A 23,547-nucleotide genomic window follows, 5' to 3' on the forward strand; every position below is an offset into this window, starting at 1 on the left:
GACGGGATCCCTGGTTCGGGCGGCCCGGCGGAAATTCCGCCGGGTCGTTTCCCTTGGCCACTCCCCGCGCTTCTGCGTCGGTTTCTGTAGGAGCTGACTTCAGTCGGCGACACGGGCGTCGGGACCATGAGGGAGTCGCCTGTGCCGACGGCGTCGCGTCGCCGACTGAAGTCAGCTCCTACATGAAGAGCAATCGCGCCGGCAACCTCAGCGCACCGGCTTCAGCACCAGGTCGTGGAAGTCGAAGCTGAAGTCGGTCAGGTCCGAGGCCGCCTCCATCCGTGCCTCGCGCACCTTGCCGTCGGCGTCGAGCACGAAGGTGACGAAGGCGTCGCCATTGAGCGTGCGGTCGTCCCACTTCACCAGGAAGGTGTCGTGCTGCCAGTGCTGCATCGTGCCGGCGAGCAGCGGGCTGGGCTTGAACCGCATCCGCAGCCGGGAACCGTCCTGCGCCACTTCCACGTCGCCGTACCAGGCGTCGCGGTAGGTCCCCGCATATCCGGACAGCGGCAGCGACGGCTTCGAGCGCGGGTCACGCGCGGCCACGCGCTCCTGCCATGCGGCATCGGCCTTCGCCCTGGTCTTCGCGGCCGATGCGGCATAGGCGGCAATCCAGTCGGTGCGCTGCGCCGGCTGCAGGAACGCGTCGAGGATCTGCAGGGTCAGCGCGTTGAACGCACCGCCGACCTCCTGGTTGGTCAGCACCACGATGCCCAGGTCGCGGCCGGGCACCAGGGTGACCCGCGAGACCATGCCCGGCCAGCCGCCGGTGTGCCAGACCAGCTTCTCGCCGCGGAAGGTCGAGGTGATCCAGCCCTCGCCGTAGCCGAGGAAGTCCGGCCTGGCCGGCGCCAGTTCCGGCACCGACGGCTCGGGGATGTTCATCGGCGAGTGCAACGACCACATCGCCTTGTGCCGCTGCGGCGAGAACAGGCGCTGCTCGCGTCCCTGCGCGTCGGTGTAGCTGCCGCCGGCCAGCTGCGCCTGCATCCAGCGGGTCATGTCGTGCACGCTGGAGTACAGGCCGCCGGCGCCGGCGGCGTTGTGCCAGGTCAGCGGGAAGGTCGTGCGCAGGTCGGTGAAGTCGGCCCTGGCGTGCCCGGTGGCCGCGTTGTCGCCCGGCCGCAGCGCGTCGGCGTTGAAGCGGGTATCGGCCATGCCCAGCGGGTCGAAGAAGCGCTGCTGCAGGAACTGCGCGTAGGACTGGCCCGAGGCCTGCTCGATCACCAGGGTGGCGGCCGCGTAGAGGATGTTGTCGTAGGCGTAGCGCTCGCGCAGTCCGGTCTTCAGCGGCACGTCCTTCAGCCGTTGCACCACCTCCTCGGTGCTGTAGCCGCTGCCTGGCCAGAACAGCAGGTCGCCGGCGCCCAAGCCCAGGCCGCTGCGGTGGGTCAGCAGGTCGCGGAGGCGCATCTCCCGGGTCACGTACGGGTCCGACATGCGAAACCACGGCAGGTGGTCGACCACCCGGTCGTCCAGTGACAGCTTGCCCTCGTCGGCCAGGATCGACAGCGACGCGGCGGTGAAGGCCTTGGTGTTGGAAGCGATCGCGAACAGGGTGCGCTCGTCCACCGGCGCCGGCCTGCCCAGTTCGCGCACGCCCCAGCCGCGCTCCAGCAGCACCTGGCCGTCCTTGACCACGGCTATCGCGATGCCCGGCACCTCGAAGCGCTCGCGCACCTGTTCGACCCAGGCGTCCAGTTCGGCCGGATCGAGCGCGGCGGCATCCGACGCTGCAACGGTCGCCGGCGTATCGGCTGCGATGCCCGGCAATGGCGCCAGCAGGGACAGGCCGAGCACGAGCAGGCAGCGGAACGACGGGGAAGGCAGGCGCATGGGGCGGGATCCGGAAGGCATGAAGGGCCGATTCTAGGGGCTGCGCAACGGGACGACGCAGTGACGGAAGCCGGGACCCTCCGGCCGGCATCCGGGCCGCCCGTCCCTCCGGCTCACCGCCGCTTTACACGGTGCCGCCCACGCTGGCCCCCGTCCTGTTCCCGACCGCCTGCGGAGATCGACCCATGCCCCTTCCGGCCACGACCAGCAGCACCATCATCCCCTGCCTGCGCTACCGCGACGCCCACGCCGCCATCGAATGGCTGTGCCGCGCCTTCGGCTTCGAGAAGCACGCCGTCTACGCCGACGGCGACACCGTCCACCACGCGCAGCTGACCTGGGGCAACGGCATGCTCATGCTCGGCTCGGCCCACACCGTCAGCGAATGGAGCGAACAGATCGTCCAGCCCGACGAGATCGGGATGCGCGAGACGCAGAGCCCCTGCGTGATCGTCGCCGACGCCGACGCGCATTACGCCCGGGCGAAGGCCGCCGGCGCCGCCATCGTCCAGGACATCGCCGACCAGGACTATGGCGGGCGCGGGTACTCGTGCCGGGATGTGGAAGGGCATCTTTGGTGGTTCGGCAGCTATGACCCATGGAAGGATTGAAGCCACGCCAGCCAACGATTTCCGCAGCGCGCGGCGGCGCGTTCTTCCGCACTGGCCACTCAGACCACATCAGGGCACGGTTCGACAGCCATGCCCCCTGGAAGGACTGAGATCGCGCCGGTTACCTGATTCCGCAGCGCATGGCGGCGCGTTCCTCTCACTCTTGCCGTCATCCCCGCGAAGGCGGGGATCCAGTGACTTCAGGCCATTGCAGGCGAATCACTCTGCAACCGCCATCCGGACCACATGATGGCGCGACAGGGCGCGCGCCACGGCGGCTATGATCCGCGACAGGAAAGTCGATAGCGACCACCCATGCACGACCTGTTCGCCCCCGCTCCCTCCACCGCTCCCGCCACGCGCATCCACGTCGGCATCGGCGGCTGGACCTATGCGCCATGGCGCGGCGGCGCGTTCTATCCGCCCGGGCTGGTGCAACGCCGCGAGCTGGAGTACGCCAGCCGCCAGCTGACCGCGATCGAGATCAATGGCACCTACTACGGCACGCAGAAGCCGGACACGTACGCGAAATGGCGCGACGAAACTCCGGCCGGCTTCATGTTCACCGCCAAGGCGCCGAAGCGGATCATGGCCAGCCGCAGCCTGGCCGGCACCGGCGCGCAGATCGACGACTTCGTCGGCGGCATCGCCACGCTTGGCGACCGGCTCGGTGCGCTGCTGTGGCAGTTCGACCGCGGCCAGGCGCCGGCGCTGGACCAGCTGGCCGCGTTCCTGCAACTGCTGCCCGCACAGGCGGATGGGCGGCGCCTGCGCCACGCACTGGAGCTGCGCGACCCGGCCGTGTTCGACCGCGACCTGCTGGCGCTGCTGCGCGAGCGCAACGTGTCGCTGGTGTTCGCCGGCTCGGACGAACATCCTTCCTTCGACGACCTCACCGCCGACTTCGTCTATGCGCGCCTGATGCGCGCCCGGACCGGGCTGGCGCAGGGCTACCCGGACGCGGAACTGGACGCCTGGGCGCGCCGCGCCCGCGACTGGGCCGAGGGCGGCGATCCGGACGACCTGCCGCACGTGGCCACCCCGCAACCGGACGCGAAGGCACGCGAAGTGTTCGTGTTCTTCATCGCCAGCGCGAAGGAGCGCAACCCCGCCGCAGCCCAGGCGCTGATCCAGCGTCTGTAGGAGCACAGCTTGCTGGCGACACGGGCGTCGGAAACATGCGGACGTCACCTGGGTCGACGGCGTCGGGTCGCCGGCTGAACCCGGCTCCTACAACAACCACGGCGCCGCCGCTCTTCTGTAGGAGCTGACTTCAGTCGGCGACACGGGCGTCGGAATCATGAAGGCGTCGCCTGAGCCGACGGCGTCGCGTCGCGGGCAAGCCCGGCTCCTACAGAAAGCGGGATTCCGTGCGAGGATGCGGCCATGGCCGACGGATTCCGGCGCACGCCCGCCTCCTCCCGCTATGCGCTGGTCCTGCTCGGCCTGTTCGCCGCGGTCTGGATCGCGCTGGCGATCTCGCCCTGGTACCGCCAGGACTGGGCACTGGAGAACGTGCTGGTGGTGGTGGCCGTGCCGGTGCTGGCTTGGGGCTGGCGCCGGATGCCGCTGACCCGGCTCAGCTACACTTGCCTGTTCGTGTTCGGCGTGCTGCACGAGATCGGCGCGCACTACACCTACGCCGAAGTGCCCTACGACGCCTTCTTCCAGAGCACCTTCTGGTTCTCACTGGACGCCGCGCTCGGTCTTGAGCGCAACTCCTTCGACCGGCTGGTGCATTTCCTCTATGGCGCGCTGGTGACTCCGGCCTGCATCGAACTGCTCGACCGGGTCGCGCCGCCGCGGGGGATCTGGCGCTACGTGCTGCCGGTCAGTTTCATCATGTCGCACTCGCTGCTGTTCGAGATGTTCGAGTGGCTGGCCGCCAGCGTGTTCGGCGGCGACCTTGGCCAGGCCTACCTCGGCACCCAGGGCGATGAATGGGACGCGCAGAAGGACATGCTGATGGCCACCCTCGGCTCGGCGCTTACGGTATGCGTGCTGGGCATGCGCGGCTGGCTCGCGCCGCGCGTGTAGGAGCCGGGCCTGCCCGCGACGCGACGCCGTCGGCGCAGGCGACGCCCCCGCGGCTCCCAAAATGGGGTCAGGTTCATTTTTCCGCGACTTTCCGACACGGCCATTGGGACGGGAAAATGAACCTGACCCCATTTTGGCGGGCACGGGCGAAAACCCATCTGGTTCCGACGCCCGTGTCGCCAGCAAGCTGGGCTCCTACGAATGCGGCATCAGGGTGCGCGCGGCTTCGTACGCGTCATGGCCGTACGCGGCCACCCATGCTGACGAGCCCACGCACGCAACCCGCCGGCGCCGGGCGATAATGCGCCCATGCCGATGACCGACCGCGCCCGCGCGCAACTCCAGATCCATTTCTGCGTCCTGTTGTGGGGCTTTACCGCGATCCTCGGCAAGCTGATCAGCCTGGCGGCGCTGCCGCTGGTGTGGTGGCGCATGCTGCTGGTGGTCGCGGCGCTGGCGCTGGTGCCGCGGGTATGGCGCGGTCTGAGCACCCTGCCGCCGCGGCTGGCGCTGGCCTACGCCGGGATCGGCGTGCTGGTCGCGCTGCACTGGCTGACCTTCTACGGCGCGATCAAGCTGGCCAACGCCTCGGTGGCCGCCACCTGCATCGCGCTGGCCCCGGTGTTCACCGCGGTGATCGAGCCGTGGGTGGCGCGACGCCCGTTCCGCCTGCGCGAACTGGTGCTGGGCGTGGCGGTGCTGCCGGGCGTGGCGCTGGTGGTGGGCGGGGTGCCCGACGGCATGCGCCTGGGCGTGGCGGTGGGTGCGCTGTCGGCGTTGCTGGTGGCGGTGTTCGGCTCGCTCAACAAGCGCCTGGTCGAACACGCCGACCCGCTGACCGTGACCGCGGTCGAGCTCGGCGCCGGCACCCTGGCCCTGACCGCGCTGGCACCGCTGATGCCGCTGCTGCTGCCGGCCTTCGCCGGCGACCTGCTGGTACTGCCCGGGCTGCGCGACGGCGCGTTGCTGCTGGTGCTGGCGCTGGGCTGCACGCTGCTGCCGTTCGTGCTTGGGCTGGTCGCGCTCCGCCACCTCAGCGCCTACACGGTGCAGCTGGCGACCAACCTGGAGCCGGTCTACGCGATCGTGCTGGCCGCGGTGCTGCTGGGCGAGCAGCGTGAATTGACCCCGCTGTTCTACCTGGGCGTGGCGGTCATCCTGTTCGCGGTGTTCCTCGACCCGTTGCTGGCCCAGCGCGGACGCCGACCGCCCACGGACGAGGTGCAGCATCCGGAGGTACTGGGCACCTCCGAGGCCAAGCAACTGGTGGACTGAGCCGAAGGCCTCGTGCCGAACGGCGTGCTCAGTCCGCGGCCTCGACCCGGTCGCGTCCGCCGCGCTTGGCCCGGTACAGCGCCTCGTCGGCGCGCGCGATCGCCTCGCCCGCCGTCTCGCCCGGCCGGTACTGGGCGACGCCCAGGCTGCCGCTGACCACGATCCCCACCGGCAGCACCGCGATGCCCTGGCGCAGGAACTCGCACTGCAGCCGCGCCTGGTCGAGCGCGGTATCGGGCATCAGCACCGCGAACTCCTCGCCGCCGTAGCGCGCGGCCATGCCGGCCGCGGCGAAGTGCGATTTCAGCAGCGTGGCGACTTCGGCCAGCACGCGGTCGCCCTCGGCGTGCCCGTTGACGTCGTTGATCGTCTTGAAGTGGTCCAGGTCCAGCAGCGCCACCGACAGCGGCAGGCCCTCGCGGTCGGCGCGCTCGATCGCCGCGCCCAGGGCCACAGTGAAGGCACGCCGGTTCGGCAGGCCGGTCAGCGGGTCGGTGCGGGTCTGCTCGGCCAGGTCCGCGTTCTGCTGCTCCAGCAGGTCCGAGTATTGCGCCAGCTGCTGCTCGTACCAGTCGCGGTCGCGCATGTGCCGGTCCAGCGCGCGGGTGGCGCCGCGCAACTCGATCAGGTGCGCGGCCTGCCGCGCCAGCGCGCGCAGCGCGTCGGCCTGGGCCTCGCTCAGCGTGCCAGGCCGGCTGTCGAACACGCACAGGCTGCCCAGCGCCATGCCGTCACCGTCCAGCAGCGGGATACCGGCGTAGAAGCGCACGCCCAGCTCGCCGGTGACCGCCGGATGGCCGGCGAAACGCGTGTCCTGCAGGGTGTCCTCGACCAGCATGAGCCGCTGCGGCTCGAGGATGGCATGCGCGCAGAAGGACTCCTCGCGCGGGGTCTCCATGAGGTCGAAGCCCTGCCGGGCTTTGAACCACTGCCGGTCCTCGTCGACCAGCGTCACCGCGCCCATGGCGGTGCCGGAGACGGAGGTGGCCAGCTTCACCAGATCGTCGAAGGCCTGCTCGCGCGGCGTGTCCAGTAGACGGGTCGCGCGCAGCGCGGCCAGGCGTTCGGATTCGTTGTCCGGTTTGGCGGGTCTGAGCATGCGTGCCCCGGGATGGTCGGCGACAGTATGCCCGCGTCCTCCCGGCTTCCGGTACCGGCCGCCGTGCCACGGCGGTTCGACGCGGAAGCCGTGGCGTGGCATCGCCGGCCGGAAAGGCACCGGCCGTCCTCGCGACGCCGGAAACTGCGAATCGCGCGCACCACCGGCCACCTGTGGCGGCCGGCATCGCGCCGGCTCAATGGACCACCAGCACCGGCACCGGGCTCAGGGCGATGACCTTCTGTGTCACCGAACCGATCAGCAGGCTCTTCAGTGCGCCCTTGCCGTGGCTGCCGATCACGATCAGGTCGGCCTTCACCGCCTTGGCCTCGGCCAGCAGGGTCGGCGCGACCTCGCCGACCGCCTTGCGCTCCTCGAACGCCAGGCGGGTACGGGCGAGCAGCGGACGCAGCGGTTCCAGCGCCAGCTCCGACTGGCGGTCGTAGTAGCGCCCAGGGCCGGCCTTGCCGAACTCCTTCTCCGCCGCCTTCGACAGCCGCGGAGCCACATGCACCACGTACAGCTCCGGCGTGGCCTTCAGTTGCTTGGCCAGCTTCGCCACGCGACGGACCACCGCCGCACCCACCGCACTGTCGTCCACCGCCAGCAGGATCTTCATCGCGTCGCCTCCGGTTCCATCGTTGCCTGTGCGAGACGATGGTAATGCCGCCGCGGGCGGCCTGGAATGATCCGGATCAATCCGGCGGCGGTTACCAGTCCCGGTGCTCGGGCAGCAGGCCGCGCAGCTCGGCGTCGGTCAGGTTGCGCCACTGGCCGGGCTTGAGCGCGCCCAGCTTGATGTTGTCGATCCGCACCCGGCGCAACTGGGTCACGCGGTAGTCGAAGGCCGCGGCCATCAGCCGGATCTGCCGGTTCAGGCCTTGCTCCAGGACGATGCGGAAGCCGAACCTGGCGATCCGCGCGGTGCGGCACGGCAGGGTCGTCTGGCCGTGGATGCGCACGCCGCGGGCCATGCCGCGCAGGAACTCGTCGCTGACCGGCTTGCTGACCGCGACCAGGTATTCCTTCTGGTGGCGATTCTCCGCGCGCAGGATCTGGTTGACGATGTCGCCGTTGCTGGTCAGCAGGATCAGGCCTTCCGACTCCTTGTCCAGGCGCCCGATCGGGAAGATCCGCTGCTCGTGGCCGACGAAGTCGACGATGTTGCCGTCCACCGCCGACTCGGTGGTGCAGGTGATGCCGACCGGCTTGTTCAGCGCGATGTAGACGTGGCGGCGCCTGCCGGCCTTGGCCGTGCGCGCCTTCAGCGGCTGGCCGTCGACCAGCACCGTATCGCCCTCGCCCACCACCGCGCCCATCCCGGCCGGCTGGCCGTTGACGGTGACGCGGCGCTCGGCGATCAGGCGGTCGGCCTCGCGGCGGGAACAGAAGCCGGATTCGGCGATGTGCTTGTTGAGGCGGACGGTCATGGCGCCATTATCGGCGACGGACGCGCCCTGCGTCCGCAGGACGCGCCGGGGCGGCTCAGCCGGCAGTCTTCTTCGCGCGCCGCGACTCGCGCTTGAGCGGCCCGCCGACCGGGCAGATCTCGAAGGCGAACTGGGTCAGGGTATTGACCAGGCTGTCGGGCACCAGCCGGTAGACCACGTACTGGCCGCGGCGCTCGCTGGCGACCAGCCCGGCGTTCTCGAGCACGGCCAGGTGCCGCGACACCGCCGGCGCGCTCATCTCGAAGCGCGCGGCGATGTCGCCTGCCGGCAACTCCTGCTCGGACAGGTAGGCCAGGATCTGCCGGCGCGGGCCGGAGGCGAGGGCTTCGAAGATCTTGTCGGTGCTCATCGGTTCACTGCGCGGGGTGCCCTGGCTGGCGCGGGAGGAAGCCGCGTTGCCGCCGGGCATCCGCCTGCCGTTGAAAGTATCGCCAGCCGTACCAGAACGCCAGCGCACTGGCGATCCCGACCAGACCGAAGACCGCCACCGATTCCAGCCACGACAGCCAGCCGTAGAGGGTCGGCACGCCGTCGCGCTGCATTTCCACGAAGCGGCCGTGCCAGCTGGTCGAGTACGACGACCCGGGCGCGCCGCCGCGCCACGGCCAGCCGGCCATGCCGACCAGCAACGCCCCGGCCACGAAGCCGGCGACGGACAGGGTCCTGGCGGACAGCCACCCGAACCGGCGCAGCAGCAGGAACGCGGGCAGGCCGAGCAGCAGCGCATGCAGGAAGGTCACGAGGACCGATATCCCCAGCACCACCAGCATTCCCTCCACCTGCGCCGCTGCCGTGGGGACTTCACCGCTTCCGATCAGGAACACCAGCAGCAGCACCGGGAATACCAGCGCCGACGCCAGCAGGCCGGCGAACACGGCCGGCCAGTGCAGGCGGCCGGCCGCGCCTTGTGCCACGGCCGACTGCTTCACCCGGGTGCCGGGCCGCCCCACTCAGCGTCCCTCGCGCGGCAGCGGCGGCATCGCGGCCGGCAGCGGCAGGGCCTGGACGGCTTCCTGGTCCTGCGCCCAGTGGGCGACCGTGCGGCCGTAGCGAGCGATCATCGCCATGTTGAAGAAGTGCATCGCGCCCAGCACCAGCACCGACAGGCCGACCTTGCCGGCCACGTACGGGATCATCGAGGCCATCGCCTTCTGCTCGTTCCAGCCGTCCATGCGCAGGGCGATGAAGCCGATGTTGACCAGATAGAAGCCGACCACCAGCAGGTGGTTGGTCGACTTGGCCAGTTGCGCGTCCTGGCCGAAGCACTTGACCAGGAACACCTCGCCGTTCTTCGACAGGGTGCGCGCCACCCAGACGGTCATGGCGATGGAAATGCCCAGGTACAGCAGGTAACCGAGTTCCAGGATCATGGCGACGCTCCTTCAGGTTGGCTTCGGGTTGAATGTTTGCTTATTTAACTAAAATGCTAATTGCTTAATTGAGCAAGTCAAGCCCCGCCTGCCAGCTGGCCGACGAACGGCAGGATCCGGTGGAAAAAAAAGCAGGCCGGCCCCTGGGGGCCGGCCTGTGGGAAGCATTGCCGGATGCGGCCGGCAGGCGATGCCGGATCAGCCGTGCGGCTTCGGCGGTCCCTTGCGGTGCGGCTTGGCGGGGCCACCCGGCTTGCCGCCGAACTTGCCCGGACGGGCGCCGCCATGCGGCCGGAACTTGCCCTTCGGCGCCTGCGCCGAGGGCGCGTGGCTGCCGTCCCAGCGGCTGATCCGCAGCTGCTGGCCGACCACCCAGGCCTTCTGCAGGTGGATCATGATTTCCGGCGGCATGCCCTCGGGCAGGTCGAGGATCGAGTGGTCGTCATGGATGTCGATGCGGCCGATGAAGCGGCTTTCCAGTCCGGCCTCGTTGGCGATCGCGCCGACGATGTTGCCGGGCTTGACCCCGTGCATGTGGCCGACCTCGACCCGGTAGGTCTCCATGCCCTGCTCGGGCGGCGAACGCGGCGGCTTGGCCGCGCGCGGCGGGCGCGACCCGAAATCGGACGCGTCGTGCGTCCGCGGCGGACGCGCTCCGGAACCGTCGGCGTCGCCTGCCGCCGGATCGCGCGGCGCGCGCGTGCCGGGCCCCGGACGCGCCGCCCGCTCGCGCGGCTCGCGCTCGAAACGCGGCTCGAAGCGCGGCGGCGGCTCGGAGGCGTCCAGCAGCAGCGGCGTGCCGCCCTGCAGCAGCTTGGCCAGCGCCGCGGCGACTTCCGAGGACGGCACGTCGTGCTCGCCCGCATAGCGGTCCATCAGCTCGCGGTACGGCTCCAGCCCGCCGGTTTCCAGCGTGCCGGAGATCTTCTCGAAGAAGCGCGCGACACGGCGATCGTTCACCGCCTCGACCGACGGCAGGCGCATCTCCTCGATCGGCTGCCGGGTGGCGCGCTCGATCGCGCGCAGCATGCCCTTCTCGCGCGGGGTGACGAACAGGATCGCCTCGCCGCTGCGCCCGGCACGGCCGGTGCGGCCGATCCGGTGCACGTAGCTTTCGGTGTCGTACGGGATGTCGTAGTTCAGCACGTGGCTGATCCGTTCCACGTCCAGCCCGCGCGCGGCCACGTCGGTGGCCACCAGCACGTCCAGCTTGCCGTCCTTGAGCTGGGCGATGGTGCGCTCGCGCTGCTGCTGCTGCATGTCGCCGTTGATCGCCGCGGCGGCCACGCCGCGCGCCTGCAGCTTCTCGGCCAGTTCCTCGGTGGCGGCCTTGGTCCGGGCGAACACGATCATCGCGTCGAACGGCTCGGCCTCCAGGATTCGGGTCAGCGCGTCGAGCTTGTGCAGGCCACTGACGAACCAGTAGCGCTGGCGGATGTTGGCCGCGGTGGTGGTCTTGGCCGCGATGTTGACCTCAACCGGATCGCGCAAGTAGGTCTGGGCGATGCGCCGGATCGGCGGCGGCATGGTCGCCGAGAACAGCGCGACCTGGCGGGTCGGCGGGGTCTTCTGCAGCACCGCCTCGACGTCGTCGATGAAGCCCATGCGCAGCATCTCGTCGGCCTCGTCCAGGACCAGGCATTCCAGCTGCGACAGGTCCAGCGAGCCGCGGGTGAGATGGTCGATCACCCGGCCCGGGGTGCCGACCACGACCTGCACGCCGCGGCGCAGTGCCGCCAGCTGCGGGCCGTAGCCCTGCCCGCCGTAGATCGGCAGCACGTGGAAGCTGGGCATCTTCGTCGCATAGCGCTGGAACGCCTCGGCCACCTGGATCGCCAGCTCGCGGGTCGGCGCCAGCACCAGCGCCTGCGGCTTGTTGCGCGACGGATCCAGCTTGGCCAGCACCGGCAGCGCGAACGCGGCGGTCTTGCCGGTGCCGGTCTGGGCGGTGCCCAGCACGTCGCGGCCGGACAGCAATGCGGGGATGGTGGCGGCCTGGATCGGCGACGGCGACTCGTAGCCGACCTCGGCCAGGGCGGCCAGCAACGGCTCGGGCAGGCCGAGGTCGCCGAAGCGCGGCGCGGCAGGGGTTTCTTGGGCGGGGGCGGACATCCGGGACTCCGGCGGCGGCGCGCCGGCACGGCGCGGCGAAAAGGCTGAACAGGGGCGCCATTGTGCGCCGAAGGCCGCGCCTTGTCGCGCCGCGGCTGAATAGGGGCCCCTGCCCCCGTTCAGTGCAGCGGCGGCCGGCCGGCACGGACGCGTCTTCGCCGGCGGTCGAGGCCGCCCGAAATGGGGTCAGGTTCATTTTCCTCCGACTCCCCGATAGAACCTCTGGGACGGGAAAATGAACCTGACCCCATTTTGGCGCAGGCGACTCCTTCGTGGTTCCGACGCCCGTGTCGCCGGCTGAACCCGGCTCCTACAACGGACCCGCGGGCCGCGGGATCAGCCGCCGTGGCCGGCCGGTACGGGCGCGGCTTCGCCGGCGGTCGCCGCCGCCGTCACCGGCGCGTCCGTCGCCTCCCCGGTGGCCGTCGCATCCCCGGTGACCTGTTCGGGCACGGCGGTCGGCAGCGCCGCTTCCGGCAGTTCGTTGAACTCGGCCAGCGGGCTTTCCGCCGGGCAGTCGTCGTCGGGGAAGCCGAAGTCGCGGCGCAGCTGCAGGCCGCAGCTGTTGAGCGCGAAGACCTCCGCCTGCCCGCGGCAACGTTCGTCGAAGGCGCGGACCCAGGCGTCGCGCCGGCGCATGAAGTCGTCGCCGCACTTGTCCAGCAGGCGCACCCGGTCCAGGTCGTCCTGCGCGGCGTTGTTGCCGTCCAGCCCGTACACCTGCAGTTCGTCGCCGGTGAGCAGGCGCAGGCTGCGGTTGGGCACGGTCTTCATCACGTCGGCCAGCAGCGGCGAGGCGCCATTGCGTTCCAGGTAGGCGCGCACGGTGGCGTAGACCGCCTGCAGCTCGGTGTTGAGCTCGGTGCGGCTGGTGGCGGTGGAACTGAGACGGATGATGCGGTGGATGCCGACCCGCCCGGCCAGGCGCCGGCTGTCACCGCCGGCCAGCACGAACACGCAGGCGCTGTGGCAGACCGAGTCCTCGCGCACCCAGATCGTCCAGCGGTTGCCGCCGATCAGGTCGCCGGTGCGGATCGCGTCCTCGACCTGGCCGCCGGTGGAATCCAGGTCCAGCACCCGGCTGCCGATGCCCAGGCTGTCGGCGACCCGGGTCACCCGCTCCACCAGCGTGGTGAAGTCGCTGGCGATCTTGCCGCGGTAGCGCAGTCGCAGCACGTCGCCTTCGCGGCAGGGTTCGAGCAGGTGGCGCAGGTTGGCGCGGCTGGGCGAGGACAGCGGCTCGCCGTCGCCGTCGCGGTAGTCGAGCCGGCAATCGATCCAGGCCTGGCCGGACACCAGTTCGACCGGCGACCAGTCGGGCACCCCGGCCACCGGCGGCGGCACCGGCGCGGGAACAGGCACCGGTTGGGCGGGCGGCGTCGCCATCGGCGCGCGACTGACCGCCCCGCCCTCTTCCGGCGAGGCCACCGTCTGGGTCTGCGCCTCCTCGACCGGCGCCGGCGCGGGCTGCCGCCCGCATCCGGCCAGCAGGCAGGTACAGGCCAGGAACAGGCAGGCACGCAGGATCGACATGACGGGCACAACGCGAAAGCAAGGGAGACTGCACCCAGTCTAGGCGCAGCGCCGCCCGCGCGGCCAACCTGCGATGAACGCGAGGAACCGGCTAGTGCCGGTCAGCGCTCATGCCGCAGGCAGCAGCGGCCACAGCACCAGCACCAGGCCGGCCATCGCCAGCGTCCATACCAGCGAACGCACGTAGCGCACGCCACCCAGGTACAGCGGCACGTAGGCCACCCGCGCCCAGAAGTACAGCTGCACGCCCAGCGCGGTCGCCTCGCCGGTTCGGCCGGCCAGGGTCACCGCCAGCACCGCGGCGGCGAAGAACGGAAAGGTCTCGAGGAAATTGCGGAACGCGCGGTCGCTGCGTCCGGCCACGCCAGCCAGTGGCGGCGAGCTGTCGCGCGGCCCGGTGTTCCAGGCCAGGCCGCGCTGCCGGGTCGACAGCCCGGCGGCCAGCAGCAGCTGCACGAGGCCCAGCACGATCACCCAGCCCAGGAACTGCAGTTCGATGCCCATGCACGATCTCCCAGCCAGGAATACCGGGCAGCGTATCAGGCACGGCCCGCGCTGCGCGTGACCGCCGCGGTCAGCGGTCGTCCGCCGCGGTGCCGTCCGGATCCACCGCTGCAGCCCAGGCCATCGCCTGCTCCGCTTCGTCCTCGCCGAAGCTGCGGATCTCGATCTGCGGGAAGAAGCGCGCGGCGAAATCCGTGACCGACGCCAGCCACTGCCGGCCGGTCACGACCGCGCCGCGGGCGAACCGGTCGAACTGGCCGATCTTGCCCAGCGTGTAGCGCAGGTCGCGGCCCACCGCCGCCGGGGTGACGCCGGTGAATCCGCGCATGTCGCAATAGATGCCGATGCGCCGGTGGCCGGCCAGCCGCGCCTCCAGGTCCTGGATGCAGCGGTCGTGGTCCTCGGCGGTGAGCGTGCCGGTGAAACGGTAGGCAGCCACGTGTGGCGGCGCGGGCAGGATCTCGATCATCGCGGTGGCCCGGTCGGGAACGTCGCCACAGGCTACGCCCGGGGGCGTGGACGCAGCTTCACCCGGTCTTGCCGCGTCCTGAACGCACGCCGGCGCAGATTGCCGCCATGCTGTCGATCCGGGCATCGATGGCCCGTCGCATGTCCGTGGGAGAAAAGTTCATCCCCGCCCGCAACCGACACTACCAGGAGAGACCTGCCATGTCCTACGTCGATGGTTTCGTGCTTGCCGTCCCCACCGCCAACAAGGAGAAATTCATCGCCCACGCCCGCGATTTCGACCCGGTGTTCCTGGAATACGGTGCGACCCGGGTGCTGGAGTGCTGGGGCGACGACGTCCCGCACGGCCAGGTCACCGACTTCTACCGCTCGGTGCAGGCCACCGAGGACGAGACCGTGGTGTTCTCCTGGGTTGAATGGCCGGACAAGGCCACCCGCGACGCCGGCATGAAGAAGATGATGGACGACCCGCGCATGGATCCGTCCGCCAACCCGATGCCGTTCGACGGCAAGCGGATGATCTTCGGCGGCTTCAGCCCGGTGTTCGAACTGGGCGGCTGAGCGGCGATCGGCGGCGGCTTCCGCCGCCTGCACGCGCGCGGGACGCGACGGATCCGGCCACCGTTCCAGGCGGATGGCCGGCGATGCCGCGGCGCGGGTAAAGTTGCCGCTGGCCCGTCGGAAGGAGCCCGCCATGACCCGCACCGGTGGCTGCAGATGCGGCGCGGTCCGCTACACGCTGTCGGCCGAGCCGGTCGCCACCCGGCTGTGCTGGTGCCGCGACTGCCAGTACTGGGCTCTGGGCAACGCCGCAGTCAACATCATGGTGCCGCGCGCGGCGGTGACCGTGCAGGGCGAGCCGCGCCGCTGGGAGAGCCTGGCCGACAGCGGCAACCACATGTGCCGCTCGTTCTGCGGCCAGTGCGGCACGCAGGTCTTCAGCGAGGCGCTGGAGAACACCCGGCACATGGTCATCCGCGTCGGCACGCTGGACGATGCGACCGGCATCGCTCCGACGGTGGTGATCTGGACCGATTCGGCACCCTCCTGGGCGTACATCGATCCGGCACTGAAGGCGTTCCCGCGCCAGCCGGGCTGAGCGCGACCGCCCGGCACCGTCCGGGCGGCCAGGCGCGCATGACCAAAGTCACATGACCGCCGGCATGCGCGCCAGGCGGTCCGGTGCTGACACGCTGGCCGACGGATCCCCGCCGCATCCAGCGCCTGCCGCGAGCCTGCCCATGAAGGACAAGACCACGTTCTGCGACGTCATACGCCACCCGTTCGCGATCATCCTGTCGACCATTGCGATCGCCTACGGCGGCTATTTCCTCTTCGGGCGATGGCTGCACGCGCTGGTCAGCTGAGCCGGCCTCGAAAGGCGGCAGTCCGCCCTGGCGCCTGCCGACCCAGTGCCACAGCCGAAGGCCACGCCGTCGTCGCGCCGCCTGGCCCAGGTCCGTCGGTGCGCTACGGTGATTCGTGCCCGATCGCGTCGCGGAACAGCCAGAGCATGGACTGCCGGTAGGCCTCGCCGATGCTGGCGGCATGGGTCCCCTCGGGCAGCACGACGAGCTGCACCCGCCAAGGGGCGTCGTCGCGCTGCGCCCAGCTCTGCGTCCAGTCCCTGGCGTGCTGCACGCGCGGGGCGGTGTCGCGGGCGCCGCTGGCCACCACCACGCCCAGATCGTCGCGCCGGTGCGCGGCCGGCGCCGCGAACAGGCTCTCGCGCGCCGGCCCGGGCGAAGGATTTCTGGCGATGCGGCCCCAGAACAGGTCCGGGTCGCGCAGCGCGGACCAGAGCACGAAGTAGCCGCCCCGTGACTGCCCCACCAGCACGCGCCGGGTCGCGTCGGCGCGGTAGCGGCGCTCCACCTCGGGCAGCAGCTGTTCGTCCAGGAAGCGCATGAACGCTTCCGCGCCGCCCTCGCCGGGCAGCGTGTCTGCGCCCCGGGCGGTGAAGTCGATGTTGCGCTTGTTGATCGCCGGGTCGAATCCACCGTAGGCGATCCCGACCACGATGGCTTCGGGCAGATCCTCGTCGTAGTGCAGGAGCAGGTGTGTCGACGCCAGCAACGGGAACAGGATGTCGCCGTCCAGCGCGTAGACCACCGGGTACGTCCGTTCCGCCGCGGCGTCGTAGCCCTCCGGCAGGCGTACGTAGACATGGTGGACGCGCCCGCTGAAATGCGACACCAACGGGAAATAGCCGCCCTTCAGCGCCGGCAGATAATCCAGCGGCACGCCGGCGGGCGTGGCGGGCGGCGCGGTCGCGCAGCCGCATAGCAGCGACACCAGAAGCAGCAACGACCCGCAACGTCCCGTCATCGGACTATCCCCTTGTCGCCGGATTCCCGGACCGCGGCACGACCGCAGTCCGGGCACGCCGCCAACGCCCGGCAGCGCTCCCTCAAAGCATCGGCAGCTTCAGCCCCTGCTCCCGGGCGCAGTCCCTGGCGATGTCGTAGCCGGCGTCGGCATGGCGCATCACGCCAGTGCCGGGGTCGTTCCACAGCACCCGGGCGATGCGCCGGTCGGCGGCCTCGCTGCCGTCGCAGACGATGACCACGCCGCTGTGCTGGCTGTAGCCCATGCCCACGCCGCCGCCATGGTGCAGCGATACCCAGGTCGCGCCACCGGCGACGTTGAGCATCGCGTTGAGCAGCGGCCAGTCCGACACCGCATCGCTGCCGTCGGCCATCGCCTCGGTCTCGCGGTTGGGCGAAGCCACGCTGCCTGAATCGAGGTGGTCGCGGCCGATCACCACCGGCGCCTTCAGCTCGCCGTTGCGCACCATCTCGTTGAACGCCAGGCCCAGCTTGTGGCGCAGGCCCAGGCCGACCCAGCAGATCCGCGCCGGCAGGCCCTGGAAGCTGATCCGCTCGCGCGCCATGTCCAGCCAGCGGTGCAGGTGCGGGTCGTCGGGGATCAGTTCCTTGACCTTGGCGTCGGTCCGGTAGATGTCCTCCGGGTCGCCGCTCAGCGCGACCCAGCGGAACGGGCCGATGCCGCGGCAGAACAGCGGGCGCACGTAGGCCGGCACGAAGCCGGGGAAGTCGAACGCGCTGGTGCAGCCTTCGTCGAAGGCCATCTGCCGGATGTTGTTGCCGTAGTCCACGGTCGGGATGCCCTGCGCGTGGAATGCCAGCATCGCTTCCACGTGGGTGCGCATCGAGGCCTTGGCCGCGTCGCGCACTTGCTCCGGGTTCGATTTCTGCCCGTCCAGCCACTGCTCCACGGTCCAGCCGACCGGCAGGTAGCCGTGCACCGGGTCGTGGGCGCTGGTCTGGTCGGTGACGCAGTCCGGACGCACGCCGCGCTTGACCAGCTCCGGCAGGACCTCGGCGGCATTGCCCAACAGCGCGATCGACTTGGCCTCGCCGGCGGCGGTGTATTTCGTGATCCGCGCCAGCGCGTCATCCAGGTCGGCCGCCTGTTCGTCCACGTAGCGGGTGCGCAGGCGGAAGTCGATGCGGCTCTGCTGGCATTCGATGGTCAGGCTCGACGCGCCGGCCAGCGAGGCCGCCAGCGGCTGCGCGCCGCCCATGCCGCCCAGGCCGGCGGTGAGGATCCACTTGCCGGCCAGGTCGCCGCCATAGTGCTGGCGCCCCATCTCGACGAAGGTCTCGTAGGTGCCCTGGACGATGCCCTGGCTGCCGATGTAGATCCACGAGCCGGCGGTCATCTGCCCGTACATCATCAGGCCCTTGCGGTCGAGCTCGTTGAAGTGCTCCCAGGTGGCCCAGTGCGGCACCAGGTTGGAGTTGGCCAGCAGCACCCGTGGCGCATCGGCGTGGGTGGGGAACACGCCGACCGGCTTGCCCGACTGCACCAGCAGCGTCTCGTCGTCGCCCAGCGTCTTCAGCGTGGCCAGGATCGCGTCGTAGCTGGCCCAGTCGCGCGCGGCGCGGCCGATGCCGCCGTAGACCACCAGGTCCTCGGGCCGTTCGGCCACGTCCGGGTCGAGGTTGTTCTGCAACATGCGGAACGGAGCTTCGGTGAGCCAGCTGCGGCAGTTGAGCTGGTCGCCGCGCGGGGCGCGGACGACGCGGGACGGATCGTGACGCGGATCGGACATGCCGGGAATCTCGAAGGACAGGCCGGCATTATCGCAGGCCGGCGCGAGCGGACCATGCGGCGGCGCGGCGAGGCCCGGTGCCTCAGGCCGGATCAGGGTTTCGCCGGCGGTGCGGGCCGCGACTCGGCGGCGGCACGCCGGCGCTCCAGTTCCTCGCGCTCGCGCTCGTAGGCCTGGCGGCGCTGCTCGTAGTCCAGGCGCAGGCGCTCCGATTCGGCCGGGTTGGCGGCCGCGGCGCGGCGGCGATCGGTGCGGGCGCGGTCGGCCTCCAGGCGCTGGCGGTTGGCGTCGATGGCGATGCCGAGGCGGTCGCGCTCGGCGCGGCGCGTGGCCTCGTCCTGGCGGCGGCGGGCGTCCCCGGCGGCCTGTTGCTGGCGCTCGTAGGCGTTGCCGGTCGCCGCCGGCGGCGGCTTGCCGTAGCGGTTGGGGGCGACCGACTGCGCCTGCGCGGCCGAGGCAGCGACCGCCAGCGCCAGCAGCAGGCCGAGGGGTGTGCTGCGGGACATGTCCGTCGTTATAGCCCTTCCGCGGCGCGGCGCACGCGAACGCGTGCGCCCGCTTCAGGCCGGCGTCAGCCGGGTGGACCGCAGGTGGACCCGCCTGTGCATGAAGGCCTGCATCTGCGCGGCGTCGGCCGGCACCGGATCGGTCCGGTCGTCGCATCCACCGGTTCGAGCGCCTCGACCTCAGCGCTCGGGCACGAATACCTGGCCATTGCCGGCGACGCATCCCGATTCGCGCCTGACCCGGCTGCCGGTATTCTTCAGGCAGTTGTCCTTGCTCGCCTCGTCTCGATCGACCACGCGGTACATCGCCGAGAATCTGAACACCGGTCTTTCCTCGGCGGCGGTCTGGTCCATCCGGCTGCGGCGCGGCGAGTCCGGGTCGGCCTGCGCAGGCTCCCCGGCCGGGTCGGCCATCCGGTCACCGTCGACCGGCGGCAGGCGCGATGCCGCTGCGGCATCGTGGACGCTGGCGCTCTGGGCGGAAGCATGCGCCGCCGGCACGGATGCCAGCGCCAGGCACAGCGGCAAGGCCAGGAATTTCATGCGTGCCGTCTCCATCGCGACTTCGCCGAGCATCGGCGCCGGCCATCGCCGCGTCAAGCCAGGGGCCGATGGCTGTCATGCGCGCTGCGCGGGAGTCTGCCAAGCTGTGGAGGTCATCCCTCACGCGTTGCGCAATGTCCGGTCGCCTGGTCCGTCTCGCCTGTCTCGTCCTGCTGCTGTCGCCTGCGGCCTGCGCGGCGCCCGCCCTCCGTCCCGACTCCGCATCCGCCGCCACTGGACCCGCGCCGCTGCTGCTGGTCTCGATCGACGGCCTGCGCGCCGACGCGCTGGGTCGCGGCGATACGCCGAACCTCGACCGCCTGGCCGCGTCCGGCGTGCGCGCGCAGTGGATGCGGCCTTCGTATCCGGTGCTGACCTTTCCCAACCACTACACACTGGCGACCGGGCTGCGCCCGGACCGGCACGGCGTCATCCACAACTCGATGAACGACGCCGTGCTCGGGCGCTTCGTCGTCGCCGACAAGGAAGCCGGCCGCGTCCCGGACTGGTGGCAGGGCGTGCCGCTGTGGACCAGCGCCGAGCATGCCGGCATTGCCACCGGCGTGTGGGCCTGGCCGGGCGCCGCGGCACCACGCGACGGCATATTGCCGCGCTACCGGCGCGAGTTCGACGCCACGGTCCCGCTGCCGGCACGCATGGAGCAGGTCGCCGGGTGGCTGCTGGCGCCCGACGGCCCGCGCCCGGGTTTGCTCGCCGTGTACCTGGAGAACGTCGACGGCGCCGGCCACGACCACGGACCGCAGGCGCCGGAAACCCGCGCCGCGATCCGTGCCGTGGATGCGGCACTCGGCGACCTGCTCGCCCGGTTCGACCGCGCCGGCCTGGACGACCGGGTCAACGTGGTGGTGGTCTCCGACCACGGCATGGCCGACGTGCCCGAAGGCCACTACCTCGCGGTCGAGGACATGGCCGCGATGGCGGAGGCCGAGGTGGTCGGCATCGGCCAGGTGATCGGCCTGGTCCCGCGGCCGGGGCAGGAATCGACGGTGGAGGCGCGCCTGCTCGGGCGCCATGCGCACTACGAGTGCTGGCGCAAGGCGGACATCCCCGCGCGCCTGCACTACGGCCGCCATCCGCGCGTCCCGCCGATCGTCTGCCAGATGGACGAGGGCTGGAACGCGCTGCCGCGCACCACCGTGCAGCGGCGCAATGCCGACGGCAGCCACGACCGCGGCGCGCACGGCTACGACCCCGATTCGCCGGCCATGCGCGCGGTGTTCATCGCCCACGGCCCGGCGTTCCGCACGGGCACAGTGCTGCCGCCGTTCGACAACGTCGACGTGTATCCGCTGCTGGCGCGGCTGCTGGGAATCGAAGCGCAGCCGAACGACGGCGATCCAGGCACCTTGCTGCCGGCGCTGCGGGAGCCCTGAGCGCCGCGGCATGCAGGCGCCGGTTGCCGGCAGCCTTGGTGGCCGTTTCCCACGCCCGTCGTCCCGGCATGCGCCGGGACGACGGGGCTAGGGGGACTGCGCTACAGGAAGCGGTCGTCAGCAGCAGAAGCCAGTGAATCGCCTACCTGAATCGTGGCAGGCAGTCTTCCACCGGCCGCCCATGTTGACCGCACCGCATTGATGTCCGAAAACGGCGAGTCCATCCCCGCTCGCGGTGCTAGCCTGCACCCATGTCCTCCACTCCCGCCATTGCCGCCCTGCCCGATCCGCGCGTCTGCGAGCGCGCGCGGCTGAGCCGCGACGCGCGCTTCGACGGCCTGTTCTTCACCGCCGTGCGCAGCACCGGCATCTACTGCCGGCCGGTGTGCCCGGCACCGGCACCCAGGCGCGAGAACGTCGGCTACTACCCCAGCGCCGCCGCGGCCGAAGCCGCCGGTTTCCGCCCCTGCCTGCGCTGCCGGCCGGAACTGGCCCCCGGTGAAGGCGCCTGGCGCCGCGGCGACGAAACCGTGGCCCGCGCGCTCAAGCTGATCGACCAGGGTTTCCTGGCCGAACGCCCGCTGGCCGAACTGGCCGAGCGCGTGCACCTGGGCGAACGGCAACTGCGGCGGCTGTTCGTCGAACGCCTCGGTGCGGCACCGATCGGCGTGCACGGCACCCGCCGCCTGCTGTTCGCCAAGCAGTTGCTGACCGAGACTCCCCTGCCGGTCACCGAGGTGGCGCTGGCCGCCGGTTTCTCCAGCCTGCGCCGCTTCAACGCCGCGTTCCTCGAGGCCTACCGCATGGCCCCGCGTGAACTGCGCAAGCGCGCGCCGGCCGAGACGGCGATCGACCCGGCCCAGCCGCTGGTGCTGCGGCTGGGCTACCGGCCCCCGTACGACTTCACCGCCATGCTCGACTTCCTGCGCGGCCGCGCCCTGCCCGGGGTCGAGGCGGTCGATGCGCGCAGCTACGCGCGCGTCATCGGCACGCCGCAGGCGCCGGGCTGGCTGCGGATCAGCGCCTGGCCGGGCGGACGCGACGGCCGCCAGCACGCGCTGAAGCTGGAACTGCACGGCGCCGCGCCGGCGCAGCTGGCCGACATCGTCCAACGCGTGCGCCGCATGTTCGACCTGGACGCCGATCCAACCGCGATCGCCGCGGCGCTGTCGGCCGATCCGCGCCTGCGCCCACTGCTGCGCCGGCGCCCGGGACTGCGCCTGCCCAGCGGCTGGGACGGTTTCGAGATCGCGGTGCGCGCAGTGATCGGCCAGCAGGTCAGCGTCGCCGCCGCGCGCACGCTGACCACGCGCCTGGCGCAGCGCCACGGCCATGCGCTGGCGGCTCCATCGCTCCCGGAACTGACCCACCTGTTTCCCACGCCCGCGGCGCTGGCCGACGGCGACCTGGACGGCCTGGGCCTGACCGCCGCGCGCGCGGCCACCGTGCGCGGCATCGCCCGCGCCCTGCTCGACGGCCGGGTCGGCTTCGGCGCCGAACAGACCCTGGACGAATTCGCCGCTGCCTGGAATGCGCTGCCGGGCGTCGGCCCGTGGACCGCGCAGTACCTGGCGCTGCGCGCGCTCGGCCATCCCGATGCGTTCCCGACCGAGGACCTGGTGCTGCAGAAGGCGGTGCCCGCCGACGGCAGCCGCCTCACCGCGCGCCGCCTGCGCGAGCGCGCCGAGGCCTGGCGGCCGTGGCGCGGCTACGCCGTGATCCATCTCTGGCGCGACGTGATGGCGTCGCCCACTCCCACGGAGAAGAAACGATGAGCACCATCCACTACCACCGCATCGACAGCCCGGTCGGCCCCCTGACCATCGCCGCCTCCGACGCCGGCCTGCATGCGATCGAGTTCCCCAGCAACCGCCACCCGGTGCGCCGCGACCGCGACTGGCGCGAGGGCGACCATCCGCTGCTGCGCCGGGCGCAGGCGCAGCTGGACGAATACTTCGCCGGCGAGCGCCGCACGTTCGACCTGCCGCTGGCACCGCAGGGCACGCCGTTCCAGCGCGAGGTCTGGTTCGCGCTGGCCGCCATTCCTTACGGCGAAACCGCCAGCTACGCGCAGCTGGCCGCGCGCGTGGACCGGCCGTCGGCGACGCGCGCGGTCGGCGCGGCCAACGGCCGCAACCCGCTGCCGATCGTGCTGCCCTGCCACCGCGTGATCGGCGCCGACGGCTCGCTCACAGGCTTCGGCGGCGGCCTGCCGACCAAGCGCTTCCTGCTGGAACTGGAAGGCGCGCTGCCGCGGGAAACGCCCGCACCGGACCTGTTCGCGACCTGACCCGGCAACGGCGCCGCGCCACCCCTGCAGGAGCCGACATGACGGCGACACGGGCGTCGGGAAAACGAGGGTGTCGCCTGTGCCTACGTGGCGTGTCGCCGGCTGAAGCCAGCTCCTACAACGGCAGCGAGGCGGCTGACTCCCCTGTAGGAGCCGGCATGACGGCGACACGGGCGTCGGAAAGACGAGGGCGTCGCCTGTGCCGACGTGGCGCGTCGCCGGCTGAAGCCAGCTCCTACAACGGCAGCGAGGCGGCTGCCCCCCCTGTAGGAGCCGGCATGACGGCGACACGGGCGTCGGAAAGACGAAGGCGTCGCCTGTGCCGACGTGGCGCGTTGCCGGCTGAAGCCAGCTCCTACAATGGCAGCGAGGCGGCTGACTCCCCTCTAGGAGCCGGCATGACGGCGACACGGGCGTCGGGAAAACGAGGGTGTCGCCTG

General features: G+C 71.2%; 25 protein-coding genes. 10 read left to right on the forward strand and 15 right to left on the reverse strand.

Annotated elements, in window-relative coordinates; translation table 11 throughout:
- Nucleotides 1-207: 207 nt before the first annotated feature.
- Nucleotides 208-1,836: a serine hydrolase gene (locus WQ53_RS01540; RefSeq protein ID WP_052629735.1), complete on the reverse strand. Its 1,629-nt coding sequence runs from the start codon at nt 1,834-1,836 to the stop codon at nt 208-210.
- 185 nt (nt 1,837-2,021) lie between these two features.
- On the opposite strand from WQ53_RS01540, the gene WQ53_RS01545 reads away from it, so the two are divergent.
- The 4 genes from WQ53_RS01545 to WQ53_RS01560 all read left to right on the forward strand — a co-directional run bounded on the left by WQ53_RS01545 (nt 2,022) and on the right by WQ53_RS01560 (nt 5,759).
- A complete protein-coding gene (locus WQ53_RS01545) occupies nt 2,022-2,447 on the forward strand; it encodes a VOC family protein (RefSeq protein WP_052629737.1) in 426 nt (141 codons plus the stop codon).
- 315 nt (nt 2,448-2,762) lie between these two features.
- On the forward strand, nt 2,763-3,590 hold the full coding sequence (locus WQ53_RS01550; protein ID WP_052629739.1) for a DUF72 domain-containing protein: 828 nt from the start codon (nt 2,763-2,765) through the stop codon (nt 3,588-3,590).
- A 243-nt stretch (nt 3,591-3,833) separates the two neighbouring features.
- Nucleotides 3,834-4,484: a DUF2238 domain-containing protein gene (locus WQ53_RS01555; RefSeq protein ID WP_052629741.1), complete on the forward strand. Its 651-nt coding sequence runs from the start codon at nt 3,834-3,836 to the stop codon at nt 4,482-4,484.
- 309 nt (nt 4,485-4,793) lie between these two features.
- A complete protein-coding gene (locus WQ53_RS01560; protein WP_052629743.1) occupies nt 4,794-5,759 on the forward strand; it encodes a DMT family transporter in 966 nt (321 codons plus the stop codon).
- Between the two features lie 28 nt (nt 5,760-5,787).
- Here the strand turns inward: WQ53_RS01560 and WQ53_RS01565 are convergent, their stop codons facing one another.
- The 10 genes from WQ53_RS01565 to WQ53_RS01610 form a co-directional block, all read right to left on the reverse strand.
- The gene (locus tag WQ53_RS01565) at nt 5,788-6,858 is read right to left on the reverse strand and encodes a sensor domain-containing diguanylate cyclase (protein ID WP_052629745.1); all 1,071 of its coding nucleotides are present in this window, start codon (nt 6,856-6,858) and stop codon (nt 5,788-5,790) included.
- Nucleotides 6,859-7,054: 196 nt separating this feature from the next.
- Nucleotides 7,055-7,477, reverse strand: coding sequence for a universal stress protein (locus WQ53_RS01570; RefSeq protein WP_052629747.1), 423 nt, complete (start codon nt 7,475-7,477; stop codon nt 7,055-7,057).
- Nucleotides 7,478-7,568: 91 nt separating this feature from the next.
- Nucleotides 7,569-8,288, reverse strand: coding sequence for a pseudouridine synthase (locus tag WQ53_RS01575; protein ID WP_052629749.1), 720 nt, complete (start codon nt 8,286-8,288; stop codon nt 7,569-7,571).
- Between the two features lie 55 nt (nt 8,289-8,343).
- Nucleotides 8,344-8,658 carry an ArsR/SmtB family transcription factor gene (locus WQ53_RS01580; RefSeq protein WP_052629751.1) on the reverse strand — a complete coding sequence of 105 codons (315 nt, stop codon included), beginning with the start codon at nt 8,656-8,658 and terminating at the stop codon, nt 8,344-8,346.
- Between the two features lie 4 nt (nt 8,659-8,662).
- Nucleotides 8,663-9,223 (reverse strand): hypothetical protein, encoded by a 561-nt coding sequence (locus tag WQ53_RS01585; RefSeq protein WP_144409189.1) that lies wholly within the window; start codon nt 9,221-9,223, stop codon nt 8,663-8,665.
- A 36-nt stretch (nt 9,224-9,259) separates the two neighbouring features.
- Complete coding sequence (locus WQ53_RS01590) at nt 9,260-9,679, reverse strand: hypothetical protein (RefSeq protein ID WP_052629755.1); 420 nt, start codon at nt 9,677-9,679, stop codon at nt 9,260-9,262.
- 198 nt (nt 9,680-9,877) lie between these two features.
- Nucleotides 9,878-11,791 carry a DEAD/DEAH box helicase gene (locus WQ53_RS01595; RefSeq protein ID WP_052629757.1) on the reverse strand — a complete coding sequence of 638 codons (1,914 nt, stop codon included), beginning with the start codon at nt 11,789-11,791 and terminating at the stop codon, nt 9,878-9,880.
- 336 nt (nt 11,792-12,127) lie between these two features.
- Nucleotides 12,128-13,324: a hypothetical protein gene (locus WQ53_RS01600; protein ID WP_082112792.1), complete on the reverse strand. Its 1,197-nt coding sequence runs from the start codon at nt 13,322-13,324 to the stop codon at nt 12,128-12,130.
- Between the two features lie 108 nt (nt 13,325-13,432).
- Nucleotides 13,433-13,828 (reverse strand): MAPEG family protein, encoded by a 396-nt coding sequence (locus WQ53_RS01605; protein ID WP_052629759.1) that lies wholly within the window; start codon nt 13,826-13,828, stop codon nt 13,433-13,435.
- 70 nt (nt 13,829-13,898) lie between these two features.
- Entirely contained in the window at nt 13,899-14,297 is a 399-nt protein-coding gene (locus tag WQ53_RS01610) for an STAS/SEC14 domain-containing protein (RefSeq protein ID WP_052629761.1), read from the reverse strand.
- Nucleotides 14,298-14,497: 200 nt separating this feature from the next.
- Here WQ53_RS01610 and WQ53_RS01615 point away from each other — a divergent pair, with 200 nt between their 5' ends.
- The 3 genes from WQ53_RS01615 to WQ53_RS16545 all read left to right on the forward strand — a co-directional run bounded on the left by WQ53_RS01615 (nt 14,498) and on the right by WQ53_RS16545 (nt 15,663).
- On the forward strand, nt 14,498-14,857 hold the full coding sequence (locus WQ53_RS01615) for a DUF1428 domain-containing protein (RefSeq protein WP_052629763.1): 360 nt from the start codon (nt 14,498-14,500) through the stop codon (nt 14,855-14,857).
- Between the two features lie 133 nt (nt 14,858-14,990).
- On the forward strand, nt 14,991-15,395 hold the full coding sequence (locus tag WQ53_RS01620; protein WP_052633843.1) for a GFA family protein: 405 nt from the start codon (nt 14,991-14,993) through the stop codon (nt 15,393-15,395).
- A 52-nt stretch (nt 15,396-15,447) separates the two neighbouring features.
- A complete protein-coding gene (locus WQ53_RS16545; protein WP_144409190.1) occupies nt 15,448-15,663 on the forward strand; it encodes a hypothetical protein in 216 nt (71 codons plus the stop codon).
- Nucleotides 15,664-15,766: 103 nt separating this feature from the next.
- Here WQ53_RS16545 and WQ53_RS01625 read toward each other — a convergent pair whose 3' ends face one another.
- From WQ53_RS01625 to WQ53_RS01640, 4 genes are all read right to left on the reverse strand, one after another.
- Nucleotides 15,767-16,624 carry an alpha/beta hydrolase gene (locus WQ53_RS01625; protein WP_082112794.1) on the reverse strand — a complete coding sequence of 286 codons (858 nt, stop codon included), beginning with the start codon at nt 16,622-16,624 and terminating at the stop codon, nt 15,767-15,769.
- An 82-nt stretch (nt 16,625-16,706) separates the two neighbouring features.
- Nucleotides 16,707-18,374, reverse strand: a complete 1,668-nt coding sequence (hutU, locus tag WQ53_RS01630; RefSeq protein ID WP_052629768.1) for a urocanate hydratase — start codon at nt 18,372-18,374, stop codon at nt 16,707-16,709.
- A 92-nt stretch (nt 18,375-18,466) separates the two neighbouring features.
- On the reverse strand, nt 18,467-18,880 hold the full coding sequence (locus tag WQ53_RS01635) for a hypothetical protein (RefSeq protein WP_052629770.1): 414 nt from the start codon (nt 18,878-18,880) through the stop codon (nt 18,467-18,469).
- A 180-nt stretch (nt 18,881-19,060) separates the two neighbouring features.
- Entirely contained in the window at nt 19,061-19,423 is a 363-nt protein-coding gene (locus tag WQ53_RS01640; RefSeq protein WP_144409191.1) for a hypothetical protein, read from the reverse strand.
- Nucleotides 19,424-19,557: 134 nt separating this feature from the next.
- On the opposite strand from WQ53_RS01640, the gene WQ53_RS01645 reads away from it, so the two are divergent.
- From WQ53_RS01645 to WQ53_RS01655, 3 genes are all read left to right on the forward strand, one after another.
- Nucleotides 19,558-20,817, forward strand: coding sequence for an ectonucleotide pyrophosphatase/phosphodiesterase (locus tag WQ53_RS01645; RefSeq protein ID WP_052629775.1), 1,260 nt, complete (start codon nt 19,558-19,560; stop codon nt 20,815-20,817).
- 251 nt (nt 20,818-21,068) lie between these two features.
- Nucleotides 21,069-22,592 carry a DNA-3-methyladenine glycosylase 2 gene (locus tag WQ53_RS01650; RefSeq protein ID WP_052629776.1) on the forward strand — a complete coding sequence of 508 codons (1,524 nt, stop codon included), beginning with the start codon at nt 21,069-21,071 and terminating at the stop codon, nt 22,590-22,592.
- Nucleotides 22,589-23,107: a methylated-DNA--[protein]-cysteine S-methyltransferase gene (locus tag WQ53_RS01655; RefSeq protein WP_052629779.1), complete on the forward strand. Its 519-nt coding sequence runs from the start codon at nt 22,589-22,591 to the stop codon at nt 23,105-23,107. Before WQ53_RS01650 ends, WQ53_RS01655 begins: the two co-directional genes overlap by 4 nt.
- Nucleotides 23,108-23,547 lie beyond the last annotated feature (440 nt).

The organism is Pseudoxanthomonas suwonensis (assembly GCF_000972865.1).
Lineage (GTDB): Bacteria > Pseudomonadota > Gammaproteobacteria > Xanthomonadales > Xanthomonadaceae > Pseudoxanthomonas > Pseudoxanthomonas suwonensis_B.

Excerpts from the sequence above, each read along its gene's own strand:
- WQ53_RS01540 (WP_052629735.1), bottom strand. The coding sequence starts at position 1,836 with ATGCGCCTGCCTTCCCCGTCGTTCCGCTGCCTGCTCGTGCTCGGCCTG.
- WQ53_RS01545 (WP_052629737.1), top strand. The coding sequence starts at position 2,022 with ATGCCCCTTCCGGCCACGACCAGCAGCACCATCATCCCCTGCCTGCGC.
- WQ53_RS01550 (WP_052629739.1), top strand. The coding sequence starts at position 2,763 with ATGCACGACCTGTTCGCCCCCGCTCCCTCCACCGCTCCCGCCACGCGC.
- WQ53_RS01555 (WP_052629741.1), top strand. The coding sequence starts at position 3,834 with ATGGCCGACGGATTCCGGCGCACGCCCGCCTCCTCCCGCTATGCGCTG.
- WQ53_RS01560 (WP_052629743.1), top strand. The coding sequence starts at position 4,794 with ATGCCGATGACCGACCGCGCCCGCGCGCAACTCCAGATCCATTTCTGC.
- WQ53_RS01565 (WP_052629745.1), bottom strand. The coding sequence starts at position 6,858 with ATGCTCAGACCCGCCAAACCGGACAACGAATCCGAACGCCTGGCCGCG.
- WQ53_RS01570 (WP_052629747.1), bottom strand. The coding sequence starts at position 7,477 with ATGAAGATCCTGCTGGCGGTGGACGACAGTGCGGTGGGTGCGGCGGTG.
- WQ53_RS01575 (WP_052629749.1), bottom strand. The coding sequence starts at position 8,288 with ATGACCGTCCGCCTCAACAAGCACATCGCCGAATCCGGCTTCTGTTCC.
- WQ53_RS01580 (WP_052629751.1), bottom strand. The coding sequence starts at position 8,658 with ATGAGCACCGACAAGATCTTCGAAGCCCTCGCCTCCGGCCCGCGCCGG.
- WQ53_RS01590 (WP_052629755.1), bottom strand. The coding sequence starts at position 9,679 with ATGATCCTGGAACTCGGTTACCTGCTGTACCTGGGCATTTCCATCGCC.
- WQ53_RS01595 (WP_052629757.1), bottom strand. The coding sequence starts at position 11,791 with ATGTCCGCCCCCGCCCAAGAAACCCCTGCCGCGCCGCGCTTCGGCGAC.
- WQ53_RS01600 (WP_082112792.1), bottom strand. The coding sequence starts at position 13,324 with ATGTCGATCCTGCGTGCCTGCCTGTTCCTGGCCTGTACCTGCCTGCTG.
- WQ53_RS01605 (WP_052629759.1), bottom strand. The coding sequence starts at position 13,828 with ATGGGCATCGAACTGCAGTTCCTGGGCTGGGTGATCGTGCTGGGCCTC.
- WQ53_RS01610 (WP_052629761.1), bottom strand. The coding sequence starts at position 14,297 with ATGATCGAGATCCTGCCCGCGCCGCCACACGTGGCTGCCTACCGTTTC.
- WQ53_RS01615 (WP_052629763.1), top strand. The coding sequence starts at position 14,498 with ATGTCCTACGTCGATGGTTTCGTGCTTGCCGTCCCCACCGCCAACAAG.
- WQ53_RS01620 (WP_052633843.1), top strand. The coding sequence starts at position 14,991 with ATGACCCGCACCGGTGGCTGCAGATGCGGCGCGGTCCGCTACACGCTG.
- WQ53_RS16545 (WP_144409190.1), top strand. The coding sequence starts at position 15,448 with ATGACCGCCGGCATGCGCGCCAGGCGGTCCGGTGCTGACACGCTGGCC.
- WQ53_RS01625 (WP_082112794.1), bottom strand. The coding sequence starts at position 16,624 with ATGACGGGACGTTGCGGGTCGTTGCTGCTTCTGGTGTCGCTGCTATGC.
- hutU (WP_052629768.1), bottom strand. The coding sequence starts at position 18,374 with ATGTCCGATCCGCGTCACGATCCGTCCCGCGTCGTCCGCGCCCCGCGC.
- WQ53_RS01635 (WP_052629770.1), bottom strand. The coding sequence starts at position 18,880 with ATGTCCCGCAGCACACCCCTCGGCCTGCTGCTGGCGCTGGCGGTCGCT.
- WQ53_RS01640 (WP_144409191.1), bottom strand. The coding sequence starts at position 19,423 with ATGAAATTCCTGGCCTTGCCGCTGTGCCTGGCGCTGGCATCCGTGCCG.
- WQ53_RS01645 (WP_052629775.1), top strand. The coding sequence starts at position 19,558 with ATGTCCGGTCGCCTGGTCCGTCTCGCCTGTCTCGTCCTGCTGCTGTCG.
- WQ53_RS01650 (WP_052629776.1), top strand. The coding sequence starts at position 21,069 with ATGTCCTCCACTCCCGCCATTGCCGCCCTGCCCGATCCGCGCGTCTGC.
- WQ53_RS01655 (WP_052629779.1), top strand. The coding sequence starts at position 22,589 with ATGAGCACCATCCACTACCACCGCATCGACAGCCCGGTCGGCCCCCTG.